This is a genomic window from Plantibacter sp. MDV22-iso1, from assembly GCF_058408345.1.
In genome coordinates this window covers 684,474-703,859 of sequence record NZ_JBZVDY010000001.1, presented here as the reverse complement: position 1 = coordinate 703,859, position 19,386 = coordinate 684,474, and the positions used below count along the sequence as shown (strand labels likewise).

Below are 19,386 nucleotides of genomic sequence, written 5' to 3'. Positions count from 1 at the left end.
GGCCGGGTGGGGAATCCCTTGGTGATGGCTCGCCCCACCCGGTCACTCTCATGAGCTGTCACCACACTACGAAGGAGTCATCACCATGGCTGCACCAAAGAAGCCCCAGGACCACAAGGAACCCGAGTCGGAGAAGCCGAAGGCCACAGACGTGGAAGGTGGCCGATCGGTCACCTTCCCGAAGCTGACGCTGACCGAGAACGGCAAGAAGATTCCGCTGTCCGTGTTCGTCTCCGACGACGCGATCAACGACTTCGAGCTCCTCGACGACCTCCGCTCGCTGGACGTCGACTCGAACGCGGCGAGGCTTCCCGCGATCCTGCGACGGCTGATCTCGGACACCCAGTACGCCATCGTCATGGACGTGCTGCGCGACCCGAAGACCAAGCGCGTGTCGATCGCTGACGGCAGCACGTTCATCAAGGATCTGTTCGGAGCCATCAACCCAAACTGATGCTGCTGGCAGAGGCCTACATCTCACATCGTGGGCCTCTGCTGGCATCAATCCAATCCGCATACGGACTCCGCCTGCGAGACCGCTCGTTGATGGAAATGAGCGACCTCGTCGCTGAGCTCCCACCCGGTTGTTCGCTGTGGCGTGCCATCGGTGGGCCGCTCGCATGGTCTGCGGAAACGCACATGCTCAGTCTCGTCGAGTACCAGATGCGGCGTCTCGCGTGGATGCAGAGCGAGGATGCGCAGAAGAAGCCGCCTCGGAACGCTCCCAAGCCACCTGAGACTCCGCCGTACGCGGGCGAGGTCGCGGTTCAGGACGCTCACGCGCAACGTCAACGCGCTGCTCGCCAGCGTCGTCAACAGCCCACCCAGTAGCCCCTCCGGGGGTGTTCGTCATCCCCGGAGGTGGTCTGCTTGGCAACCGAGATCGCGGACGCGTATATCGCCCTGTACACGCGCATGCCCGGTGTCAGCCGTGACATCGGACGGTCGCTTGGCGCGTCGGACGTGCAGGGCGCTGTCAGCGAGGCTGGCGAGCGGTCAGGTGGCTCGTTCACCGCTGGTCTGGGGAAGATCGTCAAGGGCGGTGCGATCGCTCTCGGTGTTGCTGCGGCCGCAGGTCTCGGCGTCGCCCTCGCGAAGGGTTTCAGTCGCCTCGAGGCCATCGACACCGCTGAGAAGAAGCTCACCGGTCTGGGTCAGACGACCGAGAACATCACCCAGATCATGGATAACGCGAAAGCGTCCGTGAAGGGCACCGCGTTCGGCCTCGGTGACGCTGCTACTGCTGCTGCGTCGCTGGTGGCTGCGAACATCAAGCCTGGTGAGCAGCTGCAGGGTGTCCTGAAGTCTGTTGCGAACAGCGCTTCGGCTGCCGGTGTGGGCATCGGCGACATGGGTTCGATCTACGCGAAGGTTGCTTCGCTGGGGAAGGCTCAGAACGACGTCCTGCAGCAGGTCGCCGACCGGGGTATCCCGATCTACCAGGCGCTCGCGCAGAACCTTGGTGTGACGACTGAGGAAGTCTTCAACATGGCTTCGGCCGGGAAGATCGGGTTCGCGGAGTTCGAAGCGGCCATGACGTCCGCGTCGGGCACGGTCGCTGAGGAGATGGGTAAGACCATCCCCGGCGCCACCTCGAACTTCCTCGCCTCGCTTGGGCGTATCGGTGCCGGCCTGCTGGGCGGCATCTACCCGTACATCGCTCCGCTGATTTCCGCTGTTACGTCCGCGCTTGGTCCGATCGAGGATCTCGCGGCAGGTGTTGGCGACAAGATCGGTTCCGTCGTCGGGCCTGCGCTGCAGGGCATCACGGACATGCTCAACGGCGGGTTCGACATCGGCGGATTCGCAGAACTGCTGTCGCTGGTGTCGCCGCTCGGACTGGCACTCAAGCTTCTCGCGCCGGTGCTCCCGGTTCTTCTCGACGCGTTCTCGCAGATCGGCTCCGTCCTGGCAGGGGCATTCAGCTCCGCAGTAACCGTCCTACTGCCGCAGATCGTCCTGCTCGCGAACATCTTCGCTGGCGTCCTCGCCGCGGTGCTCCCGCAGATTCTGCCGCTGATCGTCACCCTTGCAGGGGTGTTCGGCCAGCTGCTTGCCGCGGTCCTGCCGCTGGTAGGTCAGCTGATCACCGCACTTCTGCCGGCGTTCAACCTGATCGGACCGCTGATCGGCATGCTGGTCCCGATCTTCTCCACCCTCATCTCGGCTCTGATGCCGATCGTGGAGATGATCTTCCCGCTTCTCTCAACCCTGGTCGCAGCACTGGCGCCAGTGTTCATGCAGCTGGTTGGGGCAATCACGCCCCTGCTGACACCGATCCTGGCGCTCCTCACCCCGCTGCTCGACCTGATCGGGGTGATCCTTCCGCCGCTGATCGAGCTGCTGTCGTTCCTCATCAACGCCGGAGTCATGGGTCTGCAAATCGCCCTTGGGTTCCTGATCCCGATGATCACCTCCGTGGTCAGCGCGATCTCCGGAATCCTCGTGCCGGTCATCCAGATGATCTCCGACACCCTCGGCGGTCTGATCACGTTCATCACTGGTGTCTTCACGGGCAACTGGAAGATGGCGTGGGACGGGATCGTGTCGATCTTCGCAGGCATCTGGAACGGCATGGTCGGCATCGTCAAAGGCGTCGTGAACGGGGTCATCGACCTCATCAACGGGGTCATCGGCGGAATCAACAACGTCGCCCAGGGCATCAAGGACGCGTCCGGCGGAACCATCGACTTGACGGTCAGTGAGCTTCCGAAGCTCGCGAAGGGTGGCATCATCGCCGCCCGTCCTGGCGGCATGCCGGCGGTCATCGGTGAGGGTCGCTACGACGAAGCGGTCATCCCGTTGAGCCCGCAGATCCTCGGCCAGATCGGCGGCGGCTCGGGTTCTGTCACTCAGAACAACGTGTTCGAGCAGCGCACCGAGGATCCGCAGATCCTGTTCCGTCAGGCCGGCCGTTTGCTTGAAGACGCGATGCAGGGGGCCTGATGGACGACTACGTTGCGTACGGAATCGAGCTCGGCGGCATCTGGTTCGACGGCACCACTGACGTCCCCACTGGTTGGGGCTTCAGCGGGCTGAAGGACTGGCGCCGCCTGCCTGACAGCAAGAACCCTTCCGACTCGAACCCGCTCGGTGATGGCGATTTCACCCCGGGCGAGATTCTGCGGAGCTCGTTGGCGGTCGCGTTCGATGCGTTCTTCCTGGGGGAGGATGCAGCCGATGCTCTGGCTGCTCAGGCGCGCATCACGGCGTGGGGTGCTTTCCGCACCCCACAGCCGATGACAGTGCACGCGCAGGACGGGTCCTGGACGCGCATGGTGTCGATCCGCGCTGCTACCCCGAAGGACAACTACGGCGGCAACGATGTCGAGTTCTCCATTGACGTCCTCGCGCATGATCCGATCCGGTACGGCCCTGAATTCCTGATCACAACGGGCATGCCGGACAACTCGGGCGGGTATTCGTACCCGTACTCGTACCCGTACACGTATGCGATGTCGTCCGATTCTGGGCGGTTGGTGATCCCGAACACGGGGTCAGCTGACGGGTACCCGTTGCTCGAGGTGACGGGTGGCATGTCGCAGGGTGTGGAACTGATCGTGAACGGTCGTGGCCGGTTGCGGGTGGAGCGTCCGATCGGTGACACACAGTCTCTGGTGTTCGACACCGCCGAGCAGCGCGTGTTCCTCGACGGCACGTCCCCGATCCCTTCTCGTCTGGTGACGGCCCGGGATTGGTTCTCGGTGCCTCCTGAGGGTTCAACCACTGTCACGGTGCGTCCGTTGGGGACGGTCACTGGTGATCCGAAGTTCATTACCCGCATGCGTGCGGCTTCCTGGTAGGAGTACCGATGCAGACCGATCTTTGGCCGACGACTGGGGTGCAGTTCGCTTCGGATGAGCACGCGGCGATCCTCGCGGGCCTGGTGGCGAAGAACACTTCGGGTGTTCCTCGCGCTGGGGTGTTGCCTCGTCACACGAACGCGTTGGTGACGGCGCGCCCTGACATGCGCGTGAACGTCCTCCCGATGGAGCTTGTGCATGTGAAGGAGGGGGCACGGTTCGCGGCATTGACGGAGACGATCGACGTGGCGATCCCAAACCCGCCGTCTGCGAACACGCAATACAACATCGTCGCGTACGTGGGCACCGATCAGCAGATCACTGGTGTCGCATCAACGTCGGAGTTCGTGGTGATCCCGGGCACACCGTCTGCGACACCGTCCGATCCGGCGCTGCCTGATGCGGCTATCCCGATCGCCCGGGTGGCGGTTCCTTCGACGGCGACGGCGACGAACTCGTCTGGTGTGGTCATCACACCGTTGCACCCGTTCACTGCTGCGGCCAACTCCACGGTGCTGTTCCGGACTCGCGCAGCTCTTGACGCGTGGACCACAGCAACACCGGGACAGCCGGCGTCGGTTTTCGGTGACCAGTCGACGGCGAACAACGGACCCTACGTGCGGTCCGGGTCGGAGTGGAAGCCCGTTGGCGTGCGACTACTCGGTACGAACGGGACTCTGTTCGGCTCGGCGCCAACTGATGCCCCGTACATGCAGTCAGGTAATCAGACGTTCACAACGTCCGCATCGGGTGGGTTCACCCTCGCATTCCCCGCCGCCTGGCCGAATGGTGTGCTGTCGATCAGTGTGAACAACGGTGATCCTGACGCAACACAGGGGTACACGGTGGGTGTGATTCAGGGTTCTGTGTCAGCGACCCAGTTCGGTGTTCGTGTGCGTACCCCTTCCGGTGCTGCATTCGCTGGGGCATTCCGCCTCAACTGGTCAGCTTGGGGGTGGTGAGCATGGCGCTTCACGATTTCAGTATCCATTCACCGTCGACGGTGATCCTCGCGGACAACCGTGACGCCGGTCAGTCGTGGGCTCGGCATCTCCGTGACGCTGGTCCCGGCCGCGGCGGCGTCGATGTTGTCGCCCCTGTCGGGACGCCCGTGTACGCGTGGGCGGACGGCACGGTCACCCGGCAGCCGAACAACGGCACCGCCGGGAACGTCGCCCGGCTGCACCTCGAGCGCGATCCCGGCTGGATCCTCGACTACAAGCACCTCTCGGGCTACGTGGACCTCGTCAACGGGTTCGCGCGCAAGGGGCAGCTCATCGGCTACTCCGGCGAGTCCGGCGCCCCCGGTCAACCGCACGTGCACTACAACCTCGTCGACCCGCAGGGGAACCGACAGAACCCGTGGCTGTACGTCTCGGGCAGCGCCCAAGCGGGCACCGTCACACCGACAACCCAAGGAGTACAGGAAATGCGACTCATCCAGCAGACCAATCGTGGCATCGCTGTCGTCGGTGCCGGCTATTACAAGTCACTCACCCCCGAGGAGCTGCCGCTCGCTCTCGCCGTGTGGGGTGCACCGGTCGTGTTCGCGTCGGAGCGTGAGTTCGACCTTGCCCGTTCGGTGTCGGTGAATGGCGTGCAGGCGCTCGTCAGCGTGAAGAAGTAGCCCACCTTCCATCCCGGGAGGGGGATTCTATGGCCGAAGAGCCTTCCATCGCTGTCATCGTCGAGCGGATCAGCAACGTCCAGTCGACGGTCAGCGAGATCAAGTCGACCATGGCGACCAAGGACGACCACTCGAACACGCATGCGTTGCTCGGGCGCATCGAGGTTGCGCTCGCCCAGGAGGTCACCGCGCGTACCGCGGCGGTGCAGGCGGTCGCGAACCGGCTGCAGCTCGTCGAGGACCGCCTCGAGGCCCGGAAGTACCAGTTCGGCGCATCGATTCTGCTCGCCGTCATTGGCGCGATCGTGGGGGTGTTCCTGTGACGCACGTGAAGCCTGCCCGCCCACGTCTGTGGTTAGTGCTGTTCCTGGGTCTGCTCGCGCTGGCACTGACGCTCGTGGGTGTCGTGTTCGTTCAGGCGCAGATCCGCGGCGACGAGGCGACGGCGCTGGCGAAGTACCGGCAGTCGGTCATCCAGGACCAGCAGGCCGCATACGACAACCTGCTGTCCGAGTACACACAGGTGACCCGTGACTGCTACGACGCCGCCGACTGCACCACTGACACCGTCCCGCCGGCGCTAATCCCCGACGCGAGCGACATCGCTGGCGAGCGTGGGCCTGCTGGTGAGGCAGGTTCGCGGGGTGAACGGGGGGAGCAGGGCGACATGGGCGTCCCAGGCCAGACCGGGCCTGCCGGGCCTGTCGGTCCCGCGGGCGAGGCGGGCGCGTCAGGTTCAGACGGTGCGGATGGTGCGCCGGGGGCAGACGGCGCCCCCGGCCCAGCCGGCCCTCAGGGGCCATCCGGTCCCGCGGGCGTGAATGCGCCAACTGTCATCAGCATCCAGTGCCTCGACGACGGCAACGGACAGTTCACGTTCTCGGACATGTCGATCATCGTCGTCCCGAACATGTGCCAGAACACCACAACTCTTCCTGAGATCCCTACGCCTGAGGAGGCAATCCCATGAGCAAGCACGCCGCTACCCCGCCCGTCTGGTACCCGAATCAGCGCGTGATCCGTACTGTGATTCAGGGTGTGATCGGCGCCCTCCCGACGGTCGTCGCGATCGTCGGAATCCTGAACGACACGTGGCCTACCGAGTGGCTGGCAGCATCCCTTGCACTGGGTGTCGCGATCCAGGGTGCGCTGGCGAAGATCATGGCGCTCCCGGGCGTCAACGACTGGCTGACGAACATTGGCGCGGGTTCCGTGCCCGCGTCCGAAGTCGATTCCTTGGCCCGTCAGGCGAACGCTGACCGTGAGGCTGCTGCAGCCCGCGAACAGTCCCGCACCTCTGAGCTCTGAGAGTTGGTGACCCGTGAAGTGTTTGCTGTTCGATCTGCTCACGGGCGAAGACCTCGCTGACCTCGATGTCGTCGATGCGACGTGGACGCAGACAATCGGGTCGCCCGACAGTGTGAAGTTCGACGTGCCCGCCTACACGAAGGCGATGCGCGGTCAGGTGCTGTCGAACCTGGTCACCCCGAAGAAAACCGTGGTGGCTGTGCAGGAAGACGGTTGGGCTGACTTCGTTGCTGCCGGCCGGGTGGGCATCCCTGAATGGGATGAGGACACGAAGATCCTGTCGATCCCCGGCAACGGTGTGGAGTCGGTTCTTGGAGATCGGCTGGTGCTGCCGTTCAACGTCGGCAACATCATCGGCTCGGACGGCAAACCGGTGACCACGTACGACACCAACCTGAAGGGTTGGGAGTACGGCACCATCATCAAGAAGTTGGTGCAGCAGGCGATGGGGATGCCCGGGTTCGGTCTGCCGTGGGTGTTCGAACCTGACCGTGTCGGGTCGCGGGAGAAGAACACTGAAGCGGCCGACATGAAGAACCTGCTCGAGCTGATCGACGACATCACGAAGCTCGAGGGTGGTGTCGAGGTCGACTACGTGTCGCGTTGGCGGACCGACGTGGTGGGAAGGATGCAGACCCTGTTGCGGACGGCGACGGACGCTGACCGGTTGATCACCTCGCAGTCGGAGTTCGACTTCTCCATTCGGGGGAAGAACCCGACGGCACGGAAGTTGAAGTTCAAGCTGTTGCCGACGTACATGACGTCGCGGGCGTGGTTCACGGGCGGGAAAACGGACGACCGCATGTTGGTCGCCCGCGCTGATGACTCGTACCTCACCGACCGCGGCTTCCCGTTCTCGGAGGTTCTGGACTCGTCGCATTCGTCAGTGAAGGAACAGTCCACGTTGGACTCGTACGCCCGCGCACGGGTCGCTCAGGGGCGCACGATCGGGAAGTTCTACTCGTTCGACGTTCGCAAGTCCGCCGCGGTGGGCATGCGTAAGGGCGACTGGTTGACCCTCGACATCAAGGGGTCTGTGTTCCTTGAGAACGGTCAGAAGCGGTTGCGGGTGGTGTCGATGTCTGGTGGCACGTCTGATCCGGAGTGGTTGCAGGTTGTGACGGCGGAGGAGTTCTGATGGATGGTCCTCGGTATGTTCCGCCGGAGCAGTATCAGGCTGGTCTGCATAAGGATCAGCAGCGGCAGTTGCGTGACGCTCAGAGGTCCACGGGCACGGAGCGGAACCTGACCCTGCAGGAGGTGCAGGCGGCTCTAGCTGCCGCTCAGGAGGCCCTGGCTGAGGTTGAGGGCGTACAGGCACAGCAGGCGGCTCAGCTCGCGATCCTCAACTCAACGCGTCCAACGTCCGCTTCCGGAGGCAACGGCCTGCAACCCGTCGGTGCGAATAGCTGGGCGACTACCGACCAGCCCTCTGTCACCTTCGTCACCGCAACCGGTGTCGCACGCATCGACGTCCAAGCGATGCTCTTCTCCGCCGGTGACGCAGCAATCGCAACGTTCGGCATCTACACGAACCTTGGCGCTCCCGTCGTTTCGCGTGAGAGCCGCCGGGATGCGTGGAAGGGCTTCACGAACGGTGTCCTCGGCGCTGTCGGAGGTTCGGGCTTCGACGTGATCGGTGGGCTGCCGGTCAACACGCCACTCATCGCACGGTTCGAGTGCTACGCGTACAACGCAAACGCCCAGTTCCGTTCCCCGTCCATTTCAGCTGCTGGTACCGCTTAGGAGGCCCACTGTGGCAACGATCATCACTGGGCCTGTCCCGGATTCCGCCGGCCAACCAGCAGACGGGCGCCTCGAGTTCCGGCAGGTGACCGCGTTCAACACGACGTCTGGTTCAGCGACTCAGGCGTTGGCGATCGCTGAGGTTCGCGGTGGTGAGATTTTCGCCACCGATGGTGGCACGTTCAGTCTGCCGCCGAACCCGACCGGCACGTCAGTTGTGATCGTCGAAGCGTTGCGGGGGCGTGCTGCTGTCCGGCAGGTCATGGTCCCGGATCAGGCTTCCATCGCCTACATGGACCTCTTGCCGACGCGGCTGGATCTCGGCGAGGTGTGGACCATCGAACTCGAAACCGACCCCGACCCTGCCGGAGCTCTGCCCGGTGATCTGATCCTCGTCCTCTCGACGGGCAACCTCTACAGAATCGGAGCCTGACCATGGGACGCATTCCTCTCGGCAACATCAAGGGCGAACCAGGCAGGGACGGAGTGGATGGCGCTCCCGGCGCCGCTTCCACGGTGCCTGGCCCTCCAGGACAGAACGGGTCGAACGTTCTGCCGACGGACACGGCGATTCGGGACGCGATCACCAACCCGTCGTCTCAGACCGCGACAGCGTTGACGGCAGCTATCGGTGCCGGTGTCGTCGCGCAGATCGGCGGCTACAACATCGAATCCGCGCTTCTCCCGGGCGAGCGCCTGGTGAAGGACAAGAGCGCAGACATGTCCACGATCGTGCAGCGCGCCATGACGAACGCCGGCAACATCTTCGACGCGACCGGTGTGCCGCAGCAGATCTACGTCCCCACCGGCCGCTACCGCCTCGACACCGACATCGTCCCGCGCACCGGCGTGGGGTTCAAGGGCGTCGGTGTCGCGCAGACGGTGTTCTACCCGCAGGGCAAGGCCTGCTTCCTCCGTGGCGGGTTCGGGGGCACACCGGTGCCGACCGCGCCGCTGCTCGTCGACCAGGTGTTCGAGGACTTCACCGTCAACTGCTACGACCAGACCGACGTCGCCTACAACGCCGCCATCAAGGCGTTCTACATGCAGAACCTGCTCCGGCCGAAGTTCCGCCGCGTGAACTGCGTCGGCTCGTGGGCGTCGCAGTTCGGCAACGACTTCATGGTCGAGGCCGAGCACATCGACTGCTACTCCCGCGACTCCGGCCGCGGGATCCCACCGAACGCGCACGGCACTGGATCCGGCTTCGCGGTCGGTACCGGCCGGTTCGCGAACGAGTCCTACCGGTACGTCAATTGCGTCGTGGAGGGCTCTCTCGGATCCGGTTACTTCTTCGAGCGACTCGACACCCGCGACGCGCATTACTCGTCCCCGAATGTCTCCATCATCGGTGGCGTCTCGCAGGACAACGCGATCGGCCTGAACGATTGCGGCACCGGCGGCATTAACGCGAACGGTGTCGACTTCCGCCGCAACGGCACCGGCTGGCTCGTCCGCGCCGGCAACTCGTCCGTCGTCGGCGGACGCGACGGACAGGTCGTCGCCTGCCGGTTCTGGCAGAACAGCGGCGATGCGATCGAGTTCTACGGCAACGCGCAGGGCGGCGGGTACCGCATGCTCGAGAACCAGTTCATCGAGAACGGCGGCGCAGGCATCCGAGCGCTCTCAGCGACGTTCTCGAAGGGCGCGCTCACCATCCGTGGGAATGCGTTCCTGCGGAACCTGGGAGGCGGCGTCCGCATCGAGGGAACCGGCCTGCCGCTTACAGCGCCCATGATCAACGACAACGAGTTCGACGGCAACACCGGCGCCGGCCTCTACCTCGCTGCGTCGGCGATCGCTGCGAGCATTTGCGGAAACACGTTCTCGGACCAGTTCAAGACGGGCCTGCAGACCATCGGCATGTCAATTCTCTCGGCGCTGCTCGTGGGACCTCGGATCCAGCGCAACACCTTCCTCGATCAGCCCACCGGATCCTCGAGCCTTGCAGCGTACGACCAGGCACACATCGGCGACAACTACGCCGTGACCACGCCCACGGAGTACACGGTGTTCTCCGACGACTTCAACCGCGCGGACGGGCCACTGACGTCAACCGCGGTCGGCGGCCTGCCGTACACCGTGCAGGGCGCTGCAAGCGGCGTCATCGTGTCGAACCAGGGGGCACTCACCGGCGCGACGTCGCTGACGCGCCTGCTGGTGAATCCCGGGGTGGCGAACGGTACGTTCCGCCTAAAGCTCGCAGCGTACAGCGGTACCCATGAGGGCGGCATCGTCCTCCGGTACAAGGATGCGTCGAACGAGCTCACGATCGCGTCCAGGACATCGGGAACGAACTTCCATTACCGACTGCTGAAGCGCATCGCCGGCGCGCAGACGCAGATCGCGGAGTTCGCGGTCGACTCGGCTACCGGCGACGTGTTCGAGATCGTCCTCGATGGCTCGAGCATCATCGTGCGCATCAACGGGACCGAACGCTACAACGGCACCGTGACCGAGTTCACCGACGCGACGAGCTTCGGCTGGTTCGTCACCGGAACGGGTGCTGCAAGTGCTCGCCTCGACGACTGGTCATTCAGCACCCGACTGTGACACAAGCCCCGTCAGGGATCACTTCGGTGGCCTCTGGCGGGGCTTCTCGTCGTTACAGGCGTCGCCGCTGCACCCCGTCGCCGTCGATCCCGTTCGGTGGTCCGTCCCGACCGTCCCGCTTCACCGGGAGGTCCCACCGCACCATCAGGTCCGCGCGCTCAAGCGTCGGCGTCGTCCCCATTAGGACGCGGTCTGACGGGTCGAGCGCCCACTTAGAGACGAAGAACACGTCCTCGCCGCGGCCGTCACGCCGACGCTCGAGCACCGCTTTCGGCGTTTCGGGGTCGTTGCGCATCACGAGCCAAGTGTCTTGATCGAACCGGATCGGTTTAGGGCGGGACCACGCGGGCATGCAGATCAGATTAGCTACGACGTCCGACGCAGTTCAGCATAAGACCGGGGCCCGAGTGTGGACGTCGCTACACTTCAGGCGTGGTGTCCTTGAACTGGGATCGAGTCTGATCGTCGGTCATGCGAACACCGAGTTCGAACTCGCCGCGTCGAACAATTCCGAGCACTGGTGCGGGCGCGGCCATACGTGAGGCCGTCATTTGGATAGACGCCCGCAGGTATGGGTACACAGCGAAAAAACCTACCTGCTCCGCGAATTCGGCCTTGATGGCTTCGCTTATCGCGCAGCGCTCCTCGAGTCCATACCTGGCCTCGATGTCTGACACGAACTCGTTCCCGGCCCGATCGTCGAAAACGATCCGAAATCGGAACCCGATGCCAAACCGGTCGTCGCCATTCAACTCGCTGACGCCCAGCAGGTTGGTAATCCGAGGACTTCCATCATCCTCGGGTCCCAGATCCTCATCTGCCGGTGCGGTGACATCGATGCGTCGTCCACGCTCTTCATGGACGTAAACGTCATCGAGGCTGACAAGGTTCACGAGTTCTACGACGTCGGTGACCGCACGAGCGCTGTCGTCATGCGCCAAGAGCAAAGTCCGTCCTCTTGGAGTTTGTGATCGCGTAGTTCTTGGGCTGAGCTGCGGATCGCGTTCGCGGCACGAATGTCGCTTCGACGCTGAATGTGAACAGTTCGTTCAAGGACGTGTCGATAGGCAGAACGTGGTGAACTATCCGCACGTTCAAGGCGTGCGCGTAGCGTCGCACAGTAGAAAGCTTGGGCTCCGCGCTGCAGCTCTCGAAACTGGAGACGGTCGCCTGGCTGACGCCCATCATCGCACCGAGCTGGGTCTGGCTCAGGTTGCGGTGTTCGCGCACTCGTCGCAGTGTGTCGATCAACTCCAGATCAGCCTCAGCAAGTTCGCGCGCGAGCTTCTCTGCGGGAGTCTCGTCGTCTAGGCCAAACTCGTCGTAAAAGTCTGTGGGAGGGGTGTCTTCGTGAGCTGACCGCTCGAAAAAGTCGGACATAGATGGCACTCTATACCACCTCACTGCGAAGGGGGCACCAAGGCTGCCCCACCCCACTTGTCGGATCGTCCGTCGTGAAACCGCTTCCGCGCCTCTTGGAGTTCGGCGTTCTGACGGCGGGTGATCGTTCTAGATGTGCCGGAGAGGTCCTTGACATGCACATGCAGGCCGACGACTGTACTCCCAGGCTTGCGCCGCAACCTCCTCGGCTCAACGTGATAGGCCCGTGCGTGAATCTCGAGCCCCTCCCCGTACTCAACACCTGCTCGGATCTCGTAGATGTCGATGTCCTTCACGGTCGACATCGGTCCCTTGATGTGCTTGATGGGCGTGAGCTTTCCCTGGACGAGCGCTCGACCTCTGGCGCGGAACTCTCCGACCAAGCGGTCGACGTCGTCTGGCGGCACTCCGGCCGCCAGTGCCTGAAACCGAACCTCTGCGAGCAGTGGACGAGCGGGGTCCATGCGGTACCAGTGGTAATAGACGGGCGCAAACGCCGGTCGGGTGCACACGGAGTCGGATCCGTCGTTGGATGGGATTGTGGGCACCGCATCATTCTACCGAGGCAACTCGGTCGGACACCCAAGGGATGGCCCCCACTACATCAAATCTGGCTCGATCTCCGTCACAGCAACTTCGCAAGAAATGGCCCATCGGAGAAGCTCTCGCCGGGCATGTTCGTCTTTCAATCGAGCGCCCATGTCATCACGAAAAGCGATCCGCGAATCAGAACTTCTTGCTCTCCGAGAGGCTGGCGACGGCGAGCGCAAGCTGGTTGATAGCGAAGCACATTTCTTCGAAAGCGCGGTCCCGGAACTCGGGGAGTTCGGCGTCGTTCATGACTCGAACGGCTGAGTCGGCGTGGCCCGCGGCGTTCTCGGCAAATTCCTTCGCGGTTTGGGGGAAATCGTGTCCGGCTATCATTGGTCCTCCTTCGGCTGGCGCGGCGGTGGCTGCCGCTACCCCACTGTAGAAGAGGAGCCTTGCTGGCAAGATGACTGCATGGCTCAGCGCAAGATCACAACCCTGGTCGACGATCTCGACGGAACCGACCTTCCCCGCGGGCTCGGCGAGACGGTCCGCTTCAGCATTGATGGGCGCGAATACGAGATCGACCTCAGCGACGACAACGCTGCTGCTCTCCGCGAGGCGCTGCAGCCGTACACGGAGGCCGGTAGACGGATCGCACGGACCCGTTCTCGTCAGCGACGCGGGTAGACGGCAGATTCAGCGCTGCGAAGGGTGCATGAGCTGAGCATTGTCGTGCCGCTGTATGGTTTCGTCAGCGTTGGACTGAGTGGGCGTTGTGCCTCCAGCGACCGCGAGGACCGGAGGCCCTGATGGACGATGAGGCGAGGGTAGCGTTCTGGCAGGCTCAGAGTGCTGAGATGGAGGGCCGCGCCCGCGCGGCCGGGCATCTTGTCCAGAATGCAGCGACATTGGGCGTCACCGCAGTCGCGGGAGGCCTTCTGGCCGCCGGCTTAGAGGCACTTCAGGCGCCGGTTCTCGCCGTAATTGTCGCTCTCGTCGTGTGGCTTCTCGCCCTGATCGCGTCGCTCAACTGGGCTGAGATGAAAGTCCTCGCTCGGAAGCGAGATATCGCAGACAATGAAGTTGCGAAGTTGTTGACAGGCCAGGACCGCATGATCTTCAACCGTCTGCGTGCGACAGGCTCGAGGACCGACACATTCACCAAGGTCGCGATCGGAACGGTGCTGATCCTGTGCATTCTGGCCTTCGGTGCGGCTTTCGTTGCGGGGGTGCAGTTGGGCGCTGGTATCGGCCCCGCCGCGGACGTTCTCCGATGGGTGATACCACCGCTAGCCGCAGTTACCGTTGGTGCGGCGCTCTACTCCACGCACGTGAGAATTCGCGCGCTGAACTGAGCCACGTTCAATCTGGCAGCTGCCGGTTTCAGATGTTCGGAGTCGGCTGTCTATGCTGTGGGCGCGTGGAGATATCTCAAGGAACAGCTAGTGCATCGCCAAGCCCTTCCGGCTTCAATGACCGGTCCGCCGCAGGAGTCGCACCGCGGAGCCGCATCTCTCGCCTCGTCTCGCAGCTGCTCGGAGTATCGTTCCATCGCGTCAGTGAGCCGCGGCCTGTTCCCGAGTGACTTGTAGGCGCGGCTCATCGACCGCGCGGAGTGCCCGATGATCTCAACGATCACGTCCTCTGGGACGCCAGCTTCGTACATCAGGTCAACTGCGGTGTGGCGAAGGTCGTGGAGGCGAACGTTCTTCGTGATGCCGTAGCCGGCTCGGGATTCTCGCCAGCGCTTCGAGTCACGATCGGGGTCGATCGGACGGCCTTCGTCGGAGAAGACGAGTCCGTACTTGTTCGGTGGCGAGGCCTCTCGGTGTGCTTCGATGATCGACCTCAGTGGCTCGACCAGAGGGATGATTCGCCATCCTGCTCGCGACTTCGGCCTCGTGAGGAAGAGTCCGCCGCGCAGCTGTCGGTACTCGAAGTCGGCCGGCGCGATCAGCTTCGGGGGAGTGGTCGAGTGGTCGAGCGGGAAGCGCTGCAACTGCCAGGAAAGGTCGAGCACGTCCGTGACTCGATCCCACTCGAGACCGATGACCTCGCCGCGTCGCGCTCCCGTCAAGATCGACGTCGCCCAGCGCGCACCCCACGTCTCGTCGTGCTTCAGCCGTTGCAACACGGCGCGAGCTTCGTTGGCGTCCAGTGCTTCGAGCTCCACATGCGGCTTCCGCGGTGGACGGATCATCTTCGCAGGATTGAAGGTTATGTAGCGCTCGCGAACGGCGTCTTCGAACGCTGCTGACATCACCCGGTACGCGTAGAGGTTGTAGCTCTGCGCCAGGCCGAGCTCGTCGACCATACGAGCACCCACACGGCGAACCTGTGCCGCTGTGACACTGTCGAGCTTCGTCCTCCCAAGTACGGGCACGATGAACTTCTCGATGATGTTCGCGTACCCGAGCCGCGTGGTCGGTCGCACGTTCGGGACCACCGTCGTCGTCATCCAGTAGCGGAACCACTCCTCGACAGTCGGGTCGGGCATCGCCACCTCACCACGGGCCTGCAACGCCGTCTTGAACTCCACCATCTTCCGTTCAGCGGTAGCACGATCTCTCGACCTGATCTTCTTCCGACGACGCTTCCCGTCGAGAGGTGGGAGTTCCAACATCGCGCACCAGTAACCGCGCGAGTCCTGGAAAATGGACCCTTCACCCTTAGCTCGCATGCGTGCCTCCCGTACTTGAAAAGACACTATGCGGACTGAAACTCCTGGTCAAAGTCAAGTTCGCATATGGACAGGTTTCGTGTAGATATGGACAGGTTTCACCTTGATGCGGCTCGCCCGGCGGGCACGGCCCTCCCACGAGTGCCTCGCGTTCGAGTGACCATGGCTCTATCGCGGCAGGCCGGATGAGGGGCCGACCAGCCGCGTAGCTCATGACTTACTCGTGGTTTTCGGCGCAGAAGGGCACCGAAACCCGCGTAGACTGTCGTAAATCGGAGACCGATCAGGCAAGCGAAATTGGCTGGTCAGGTAGAGAAAGAACGAACTACAACGAGCTAGACGTAGAGCCCGCCTGCTAAGCGTAGGTTACGGGTTCAAGTCCCGTCGTCGGCTCCAGCCGAGAACCGCCCGCTCAGCCTGCTGAGTGGGCGGTTCCTCATTGGAAGGAACCCTCCCGTGACCCGTTTCCCAGCACCGCTCGCGCTCCTCATCGCCGTCGTCAGTGGCGCCTTCATCGCGGTGCAGGCCCGGTTGAACGGCGAGCTCGGTGCGCGTCTCGGTGACGGGTTCACCGCCGCCGCGATCTCCTTCGGGGGCGGCTTGATCATCCTCACGGTCGGACTCGCCGTCTCCCGCACCGGCCGTCGCGGGCTCGCCACGGTGATCGGTGCCGTCCGACGCCGGGAGATGCCCTGGTGGACGGTGCTCGGCGGCTGCGCCGGCGCCTTCCTCGTGCTGTCGCAGGGGCTCACCGCCGCCGCGCTCGGCGTCGCCCTGTTCACGGTCGCGGTCGTCGCCGGCCAGACCGCGAGCGGGCTGGTACTCGACCGGATCGGGTTCGGCCCGGGAGGCGTCGTCGGGTTGAGCGTCCAGCGCGTCCTCGGGGCGGTCGTCGCCCTCGTCGCGGTCGGCGTCGCCGTCTCGGGCGAGCTCGGGGGGAGCATCCCGCTCGGACTCCTCATCCTGCCGCTGCTCGCCGGGATCGGGATCGGCTGGCAGCAGGCGGTCAACGGTCGAGTCAAGATGCGGGCGCAGAGCACGCTCGCCGCGACGTTCATCAACTTCATCGTCGGGACGGTCGTGCTGGTCGTCGCCGCAGTGCTGCACGCGATCATCGTCGCGCCGCCCGGTCCGCTCCCGGGGGAGTGGTGGCTCTACCTCGGCGGCCCGATCGGATGCGTGTTCATCGCCGTGGCCGCGTTCCTCGTCCAGCACACGGGCGTGCTCATCCTCGGGCTCGGCACGGTGGCGGGTCAGACCCTGAGCGCGCTCGCTTTGGACGTACTCCTGCCCACCGACGACGGCGGCGTGCATGTCGCGACCGTCATCGGGACGCTCCTCGCGTTCGCCGCCGTGGCGATCGCATCGGCGCGGTTCAGGCGTCGTCCCGCGGCATCGTCGTCCGCCGACTGAGTCGAGCCGTCATCGGTCGGATGTCGTGAGCGACTCCGTCCTCAGGGCATGGAGCTGAGGTGCGCCTTCGCGTTGATCGTCTTGCGACGCCCCGTGCGGGCATTGCCGGGCTTCCCTCCGACGTACAGCCAACCCAGGAGCTCCTCGCCCTTCTTCAGACCGTGCGCCTTCCGGACCGCCTTGGCCCGGGTCGCGCCGCCGGTGCGCCAGAACACGCCCCAACCGGCGTCGTCGAGCAGGAGGCTGACCATGTGGGCCACTCCTGCCGCGACCGCCTCCTGCTCCCAGGCGGGCACCTTCGACTTCTTCACACTCACGACGACCGCGAGCAGCAGGGGCGCGCGGAGCGGCTTCGTCGAGGGCTTCGAGTCGCCCTCCGCCTTCGCGAGCGCCCGACCGAGCTTCACCCGGTCGTCGCCCCGGAGGGTGATGACCCGCCACGGACGCAGGGCGCTGTGGTCGGCCACTCGACCGGCCGCCCCGAGGACCTCGAGGAGTTCCGCGTCACTCGGAGCGACGTCGGTGACCTTCGACCACGAACGGCGCCCGGCGACGGCGGCCAGCACCGGGCGCTCGATCGGTTCGGTCACTCCGTCGGCTCGGCGGTGTCGGCCGCGGCGAAGTTGAGCGCGATCGAGTTCATGCAGTAGCGGTCACCGGTGGGCGTCCCGAAGCCGTCGTCGAACACGTGACCGAGGTGCGAGCCGCAGTTGGCGCAGCGGACCTCGGTGCGCACCATCCCGAGGGAACGGTCCTCGATGAGTTGCACCGCCTCGGGGTTCACGGACTCGTAGAAGCTCGGCCATCCGCAGCCGGAATCGAACTTGGTACCGCTCTTGAAGAGCTCGGCGTTGCAGGCGGCACAGGTGTAGAGGCCCGCGCGTGACTCGTCGAGGAGCTCACCGGTCCAGGCCCGTTCGGTCGCCGCTCCGCGGAGGACCTGATACTGCTCCGGCGTGAGTTCCTCGCGCCACTGCTCATCGGTCTTCGACACGTCGTACGTCATGCTGCTCCATTCGTCTCGGTCATCCTACGTGCGGGGCCGCCTCGTGCATGCGGCTCCCGACGTATTCCATAACACTGCACCGAGCCTGATCCTTCCCGGTGAACGTCGGCCCTCGCCGGGGTGGATGCGGCCCGGCGGCCATCGGCTGAATAGACTTGGAGCACGGCGGACCGGAGCACGACTCCAGGTCGCCGCATCGGCACCGATCGGCAGGAGACGAGCATGCAGTCAGCGTCGCGCACGCCTGCCGATGACGAGGCGTCGACGCCGACGGGCGGCCTCGAGCCGCGCGAGCTCGAGATCCTCGAGTTCGAGTCCCACTGGGTGCAGCACGTCGGGGCCAAGGAGGCCGCCATCCGCGACCGCTTCGCCCTGTCCCCGGCCCGGTACTATCAACTGCTCGGCGCGCTCATCGACTCGCCGTCCGCCCTCGCCCACGACCCCATGCTGATCAAGCGGCTGCAGCGCACCCGCGACGCCCGACTCTCGGCGCGAGGAGCCTCGGCTCCCCGCACCGACGGCTGAGCAGCTCCCGGAGACCACACCATGGCTGAATCCTTCCCGCCCGACCGCTTCGACGAGGTCCCCGACCTCAAGCGCGTCGGCGCACACCGTGCCCCTGCGCCCAAGGGACGCGGCTGGATCGCCTTCCTCGTCGCCGTCGTCGCAACGCTCGTCCTTGTGGGGATCGGCACCTTCGCCCTGTTCGGACTGAACGACCGGATCGACTTCTTCGGCGGCTCGCAGAGCCCGAGCGCCACGCCCACGCCGACCCCCACCCCGACCGAGGCGGCCCCCGTCGTCGACCCCGCGGCCAGCATCCTCGTCCTGAACGGCACACCCACTGCCGGCCTCGCCGCATCGGCGGCGGCGGCGATCACGGCCGCCGGCTTCACGCAGCAGATCCCGACGAGCGACGCCAGCACCGAGGACGTCACGGCGAGCGGCGTCTACTACCAGGATCCGTCGCAGGAGGGCGTCGCCCGCGCCATCGCGAACGCACTCGGCGGTATTCCGATCCAGATCACGGACACGTACGCGATCCCCGTCGAGGAGGGCGAGGCGCCGGTCCTCCGCATCGTCGTCGTGGTCGGCGCGGACTACCAGCCGGCAGCCTGAGCGCGGCTGGAGCAGGTCGATCGGTCAGGTCGCCGGCTCGCCGTGTTTCCGGAGTGTTTCCTCCATGTTGAGTTGTCGTATCACTCCGCCCCGTTTGCCGATTTCGGGGTGAATCCGCGCGGCGCCCCGGATTAGTATCTGGAATTGGCCGCTCATCCCGTCCCGTCTCGACTCGCCCCCGGGTCCGCTTCGGCGCAGGGTGGCCGCCGGGATCCCGATC

At 64.7% G+C, this 19,386-nt stretch carries 25 protein-coding genes; 17 read left to right on the top strand and 8 right to left on the bottom strand.

Annotated elements, in window-relative coordinates; all coding sequences use genetic code 11:
* Window positions 1–85 precede the first annotated feature (85 nt).
* The 12 genes from AC4PMY_RS03385 (at window position 86) to AC4PMY_RS03330 (ending at window position 11,037) form a co-directional block, all read left to right on the top strand.
* Window positions 86–454 carry a hypothetical protein gene (locus AC4PMY_RS03385; protein ID WP_491622012.1) on the top strand — a complete coding sequence of 123 codons (369 nt, stop codon included), beginning with the start codon at window positions 86–88 and terminating at the stop codon, window positions 452–454.
* Between the two features lie 416 nt (window positions 455–870).
* Window positions 871–2,946: a tape measure protein gene (locus AC4PMY_RS03380; RefSeq protein ID WP_491622011.1), complete on the top strand. Its 2,076-nt coding sequence runs from the start codon at window positions 871–873 to the stop codon at window positions 2,944–2,946.
* Window positions 2,946–3,803, top strand: coding sequence for a hypothetical protein (locus tag AC4PMY_RS03375; protein WP_491622010.1), 858 nt, complete (start codon window positions 2,946–2,948; stop codon window positions 3,801–3,803). The genes AC4PMY_RS03380 and AC4PMY_RS03375 overlap by 1 nt, the downstream gene beginning before the upstream one ends.
* Before the next feature lie 8 nt (window positions 3,804–3,811).
* Window positions 3,812–4,765, top strand: coding sequence for a gp53-like domain-containing protein (locus tag AC4PMY_RS03370; RefSeq protein ID WP_491622009.1), 954 nt, complete (start codon window positions 3,812–3,814; stop codon window positions 4,763–4,765).
* Between the two features lie 2 nt (window positions 4,766–4,767).
* Entirely contained in the window at window positions 4,768–5,430 is a 663-nt protein-coding gene (locus AC4PMY_RS03365; RefSeq protein WP_491622008.1) for a M23 family metallopeptidase, read from the top strand.
* Between the two features lie 29 nt (window positions 5,431–5,459).
* Window positions 5,460–5,753 carry a hypothetical protein gene (locus AC4PMY_RS03360; protein WP_491622007.1) on the top strand — a complete coding sequence of 98 codons (294 nt, stop codon included), beginning with the start codon at window positions 5,460–5,462 and terminating at the stop codon, window positions 5,751–5,753.
* Window positions 5,750–6,400, top strand: a complete 651-nt coding sequence (locus AC4PMY_RS03355; protein ID WP_491622006.1) for a hypothetical protein — start codon at window positions 5,750–5,752, stop codon at window positions 6,398–6,400. Before AC4PMY_RS03360 ends, AC4PMY_RS03355 begins: the two co-directional genes overlap by 4 nt.
* A complete protein-coding gene (locus AC4PMY_RS03350; RefSeq protein ID WP_491622005.1) occupies window positions 6,397–6,738 on the top strand; it encodes a hypothetical protein in 342 nt (113 codons plus the stop codon). Before AC4PMY_RS03355 ends, AC4PMY_RS03350 begins: the two co-directional genes overlap by 4 nt.
* Window positions 6,739–6,760: 22 nt before the next feature.
* The gene (locus AC4PMY_RS03345) at window positions 6,761–7,876 is read left to right on the top strand and encodes a hypothetical protein (protein ID WP_491622004.1); all 1,116 of its coding nucleotides are present in this window, start codon (window positions 6,761–6,763) and stop codon (window positions 7,874–7,876) included.
* Entirely contained in the window at window positions 7,876–8,484 is a 609-nt protein-coding gene (locus AC4PMY_RS03340; RefSeq protein WP_491622003.1) for a hypothetical protein, read from the top strand. The genes AC4PMY_RS03345 and AC4PMY_RS03340 overlap by 1 nt, the downstream gene beginning before the upstream one ends.
* 10 nt (window positions 8,485–8,494) lie before the next feature.
* Window positions 8,495–8,917 (top strand): hypothetical protein, encoded by a 423-nt coding sequence (locus AC4PMY_RS03335; RefSeq protein ID WP_491622002.1) that lies wholly within the window; start codon window positions 8,495–8,497, stop codon window positions 8,915–8,917.
* A 182-nt stretch (window positions 8,918–9,099) separates the two neighbouring features.
* Window positions 9,100–11,037: a right-handed parallel beta-helix repeat-containing protein gene (locus tag AC4PMY_RS03330; RefSeq protein ID WP_491622001.1), complete on the top strand. Its 1,938-nt coding sequence runs from the start codon at window positions 9,100–9,102 to the stop codon at window positions 11,035–11,037.
* A gap of 52 nt (window positions 11,038–11,089) precedes the next feature.
* Here AC4PMY_RS03330 and AC4PMY_RS03325 read toward each other — a convergent pair whose 3' ends face one another.
* The 5 genes from AC4PMY_RS03325 to AC4PMY_RS03305 form a co-directional block, all read right to left on the bottom strand.
* Entirely contained in the window at window positions 11,090–11,335 is a 246-nt protein-coding gene (locus AC4PMY_RS03325) for a hypothetical protein (RefSeq protein WP_491622000.1), read from the bottom strand.
* A 121-nt stretch (window positions 11,336–11,456) separates the two neighbouring features.
* Entirely contained in the window at window positions 11,457–11,978 is a 522-nt protein-coding gene (locus AC4PMY_RS03320; protein WP_491621999.1) for a hypothetical protein, read from the bottom strand.
* The gene (locus AC4PMY_RS03315; protein WP_491621998.1) at window positions 11,968–12,417 is read right to left on the bottom strand and encodes a helix-turn-helix domain-containing protein; all 450 of its coding nucleotides are present in this window, start codon (window positions 12,415–12,417) and stop codon (window positions 11,968–11,970) included. Before AC4PMY_RS03315 ends, AC4PMY_RS03320 begins: the two co-directional genes overlap by 11 nt.
* A gap of 20 nt (window positions 12,418–12,437) precedes the next feature.
* Window positions 12,438–12,965, bottom strand: a complete 528-nt coding sequence (locus AC4PMY_RS03310) for a hypothetical protein (RefSeq protein WP_491621997.1) — start codon at window positions 12,963–12,965, stop codon at window positions 12,438–12,440.
* Window positions 12,966–13,143: 178 nt separating this feature from the next.
* Window positions 13,144–13,341, bottom strand: a complete 198-nt coding sequence (locus AC4PMY_RS03305; RefSeq protein WP_491621996.1) for a hypothetical protein — start codon at window positions 13,339–13,341, stop codon at window positions 13,144–13,146.
* A gap of 78 nt (window positions 13,342–13,419) precedes the next feature.
* On the opposite strand from AC4PMY_RS03305, the gene AC4PMY_RS03300 reads away from it, so the two are divergent.
* Window positions 13,420–13,635: a histone-like nucleoid-structuring protein Lsr2 gene (locus AC4PMY_RS03300; RefSeq protein ID WP_491621995.1), complete on the top strand. Its 216-nt coding sequence runs from the start codon at window positions 13,420–13,422 to the stop codon at window positions 13,633–13,635.
* Window positions 13,636–13,757: 122 nt separating this feature from the next.
* Window positions 13,758–14,303: a hypothetical protein gene (locus AC4PMY_RS03295; protein WP_491621994.1), complete on the top strand. Its 546-nt coding sequence runs from the start codon at window positions 13,758–13,760 to the stop codon at window positions 14,301–14,303.
* A 50-nt stretch (window positions 14,304–14,353) separates the two neighbouring features.
* On the opposite strand, the gene AC4PMY_RS03290 is transcribed toward AC4PMY_RS03295, so the two are convergent.
* Window positions 14,354–15,490: a tyrosine-type recombinase/integrase gene (locus tag AC4PMY_RS03290; protein WP_491621993.1), complete on the bottom strand. Its 1,137-nt coding sequence runs from the start codon at window positions 15,488–15,490 to the stop codon at window positions 14,354–14,356.
* Between the two features lie 594 nt (window positions 15,491–16,084).
* On the opposite strand from AC4PMY_RS03290, the gene AC4PMY_RS03285 reads away from it, so the two are divergent.
* Window positions 16,085–17,041, top strand: coding sequence for a DMT family transporter (locus AC4PMY_RS03285; protein ID WP_064296399.1), 957 nt, complete (start codon window positions 16,085–16,087; stop codon window positions 17,039–17,041).
* A 41-nt stretch (window positions 17,042–17,082) separates the two neighbouring features.
* On the opposite strand, the gene AC4PMY_RS03280 is transcribed toward AC4PMY_RS03285, so the two are convergent.
* Window positions 17,083–17,631 (bottom strand): nitroreductase family protein, encoded by a 549-nt coding sequence (locus tag AC4PMY_RS03280; RefSeq protein WP_064296398.1) that lies wholly within the window; start codon window positions 17,629–17,631, stop codon window positions 17,083–17,085.
* Window positions 17,628–18,047 carry a peptide-methionine (R)-S-oxide reductase MsrB gene (msrB, locus tag AC4PMY_RS03275; RefSeq protein WP_064296397.1) on the bottom strand — a complete coding sequence of 140 codons (420 nt, stop codon included), beginning with the start codon at window positions 18,045–18,047 and terminating at the stop codon, window positions 17,628–17,630. The genes AC4PMY_RS03280 and msrB overlap by 4 nt, the downstream gene beginning before the upstream one ends.
* Window positions 18,048–18,269: 222 nt before the next feature.
* On the opposite strand from msrB, the gene AC4PMY_RS03270 reads away from it, so the two are divergent.
* Together AC4PMY_RS03270 and AC4PMY_RS03265 are read left to right on the top strand one after the other, a co-directional pair.
* Complete coding sequence (locus AC4PMY_RS03270) at window positions 18,270–18,572, top strand: DUF3263 domain-containing protein (protein WP_064296396.1); 303 nt, start codon at window positions 18,270–18,272, stop codon at window positions 18,570–18,572.
* 21 nt (window positions 18,573–18,593) lie between these two features.
* Window positions 18,594–19,166: a LytR C-terminal domain-containing protein gene (locus AC4PMY_RS03265; RefSeq protein ID WP_071261182.1), complete on the top strand. Its 573-nt coding sequence runs from the start codon at window positions 18,594–18,596 to the stop codon at window positions 19,164–19,166.
* Window positions 19,167–19,386 lie beyond the last annotated feature (220 nt).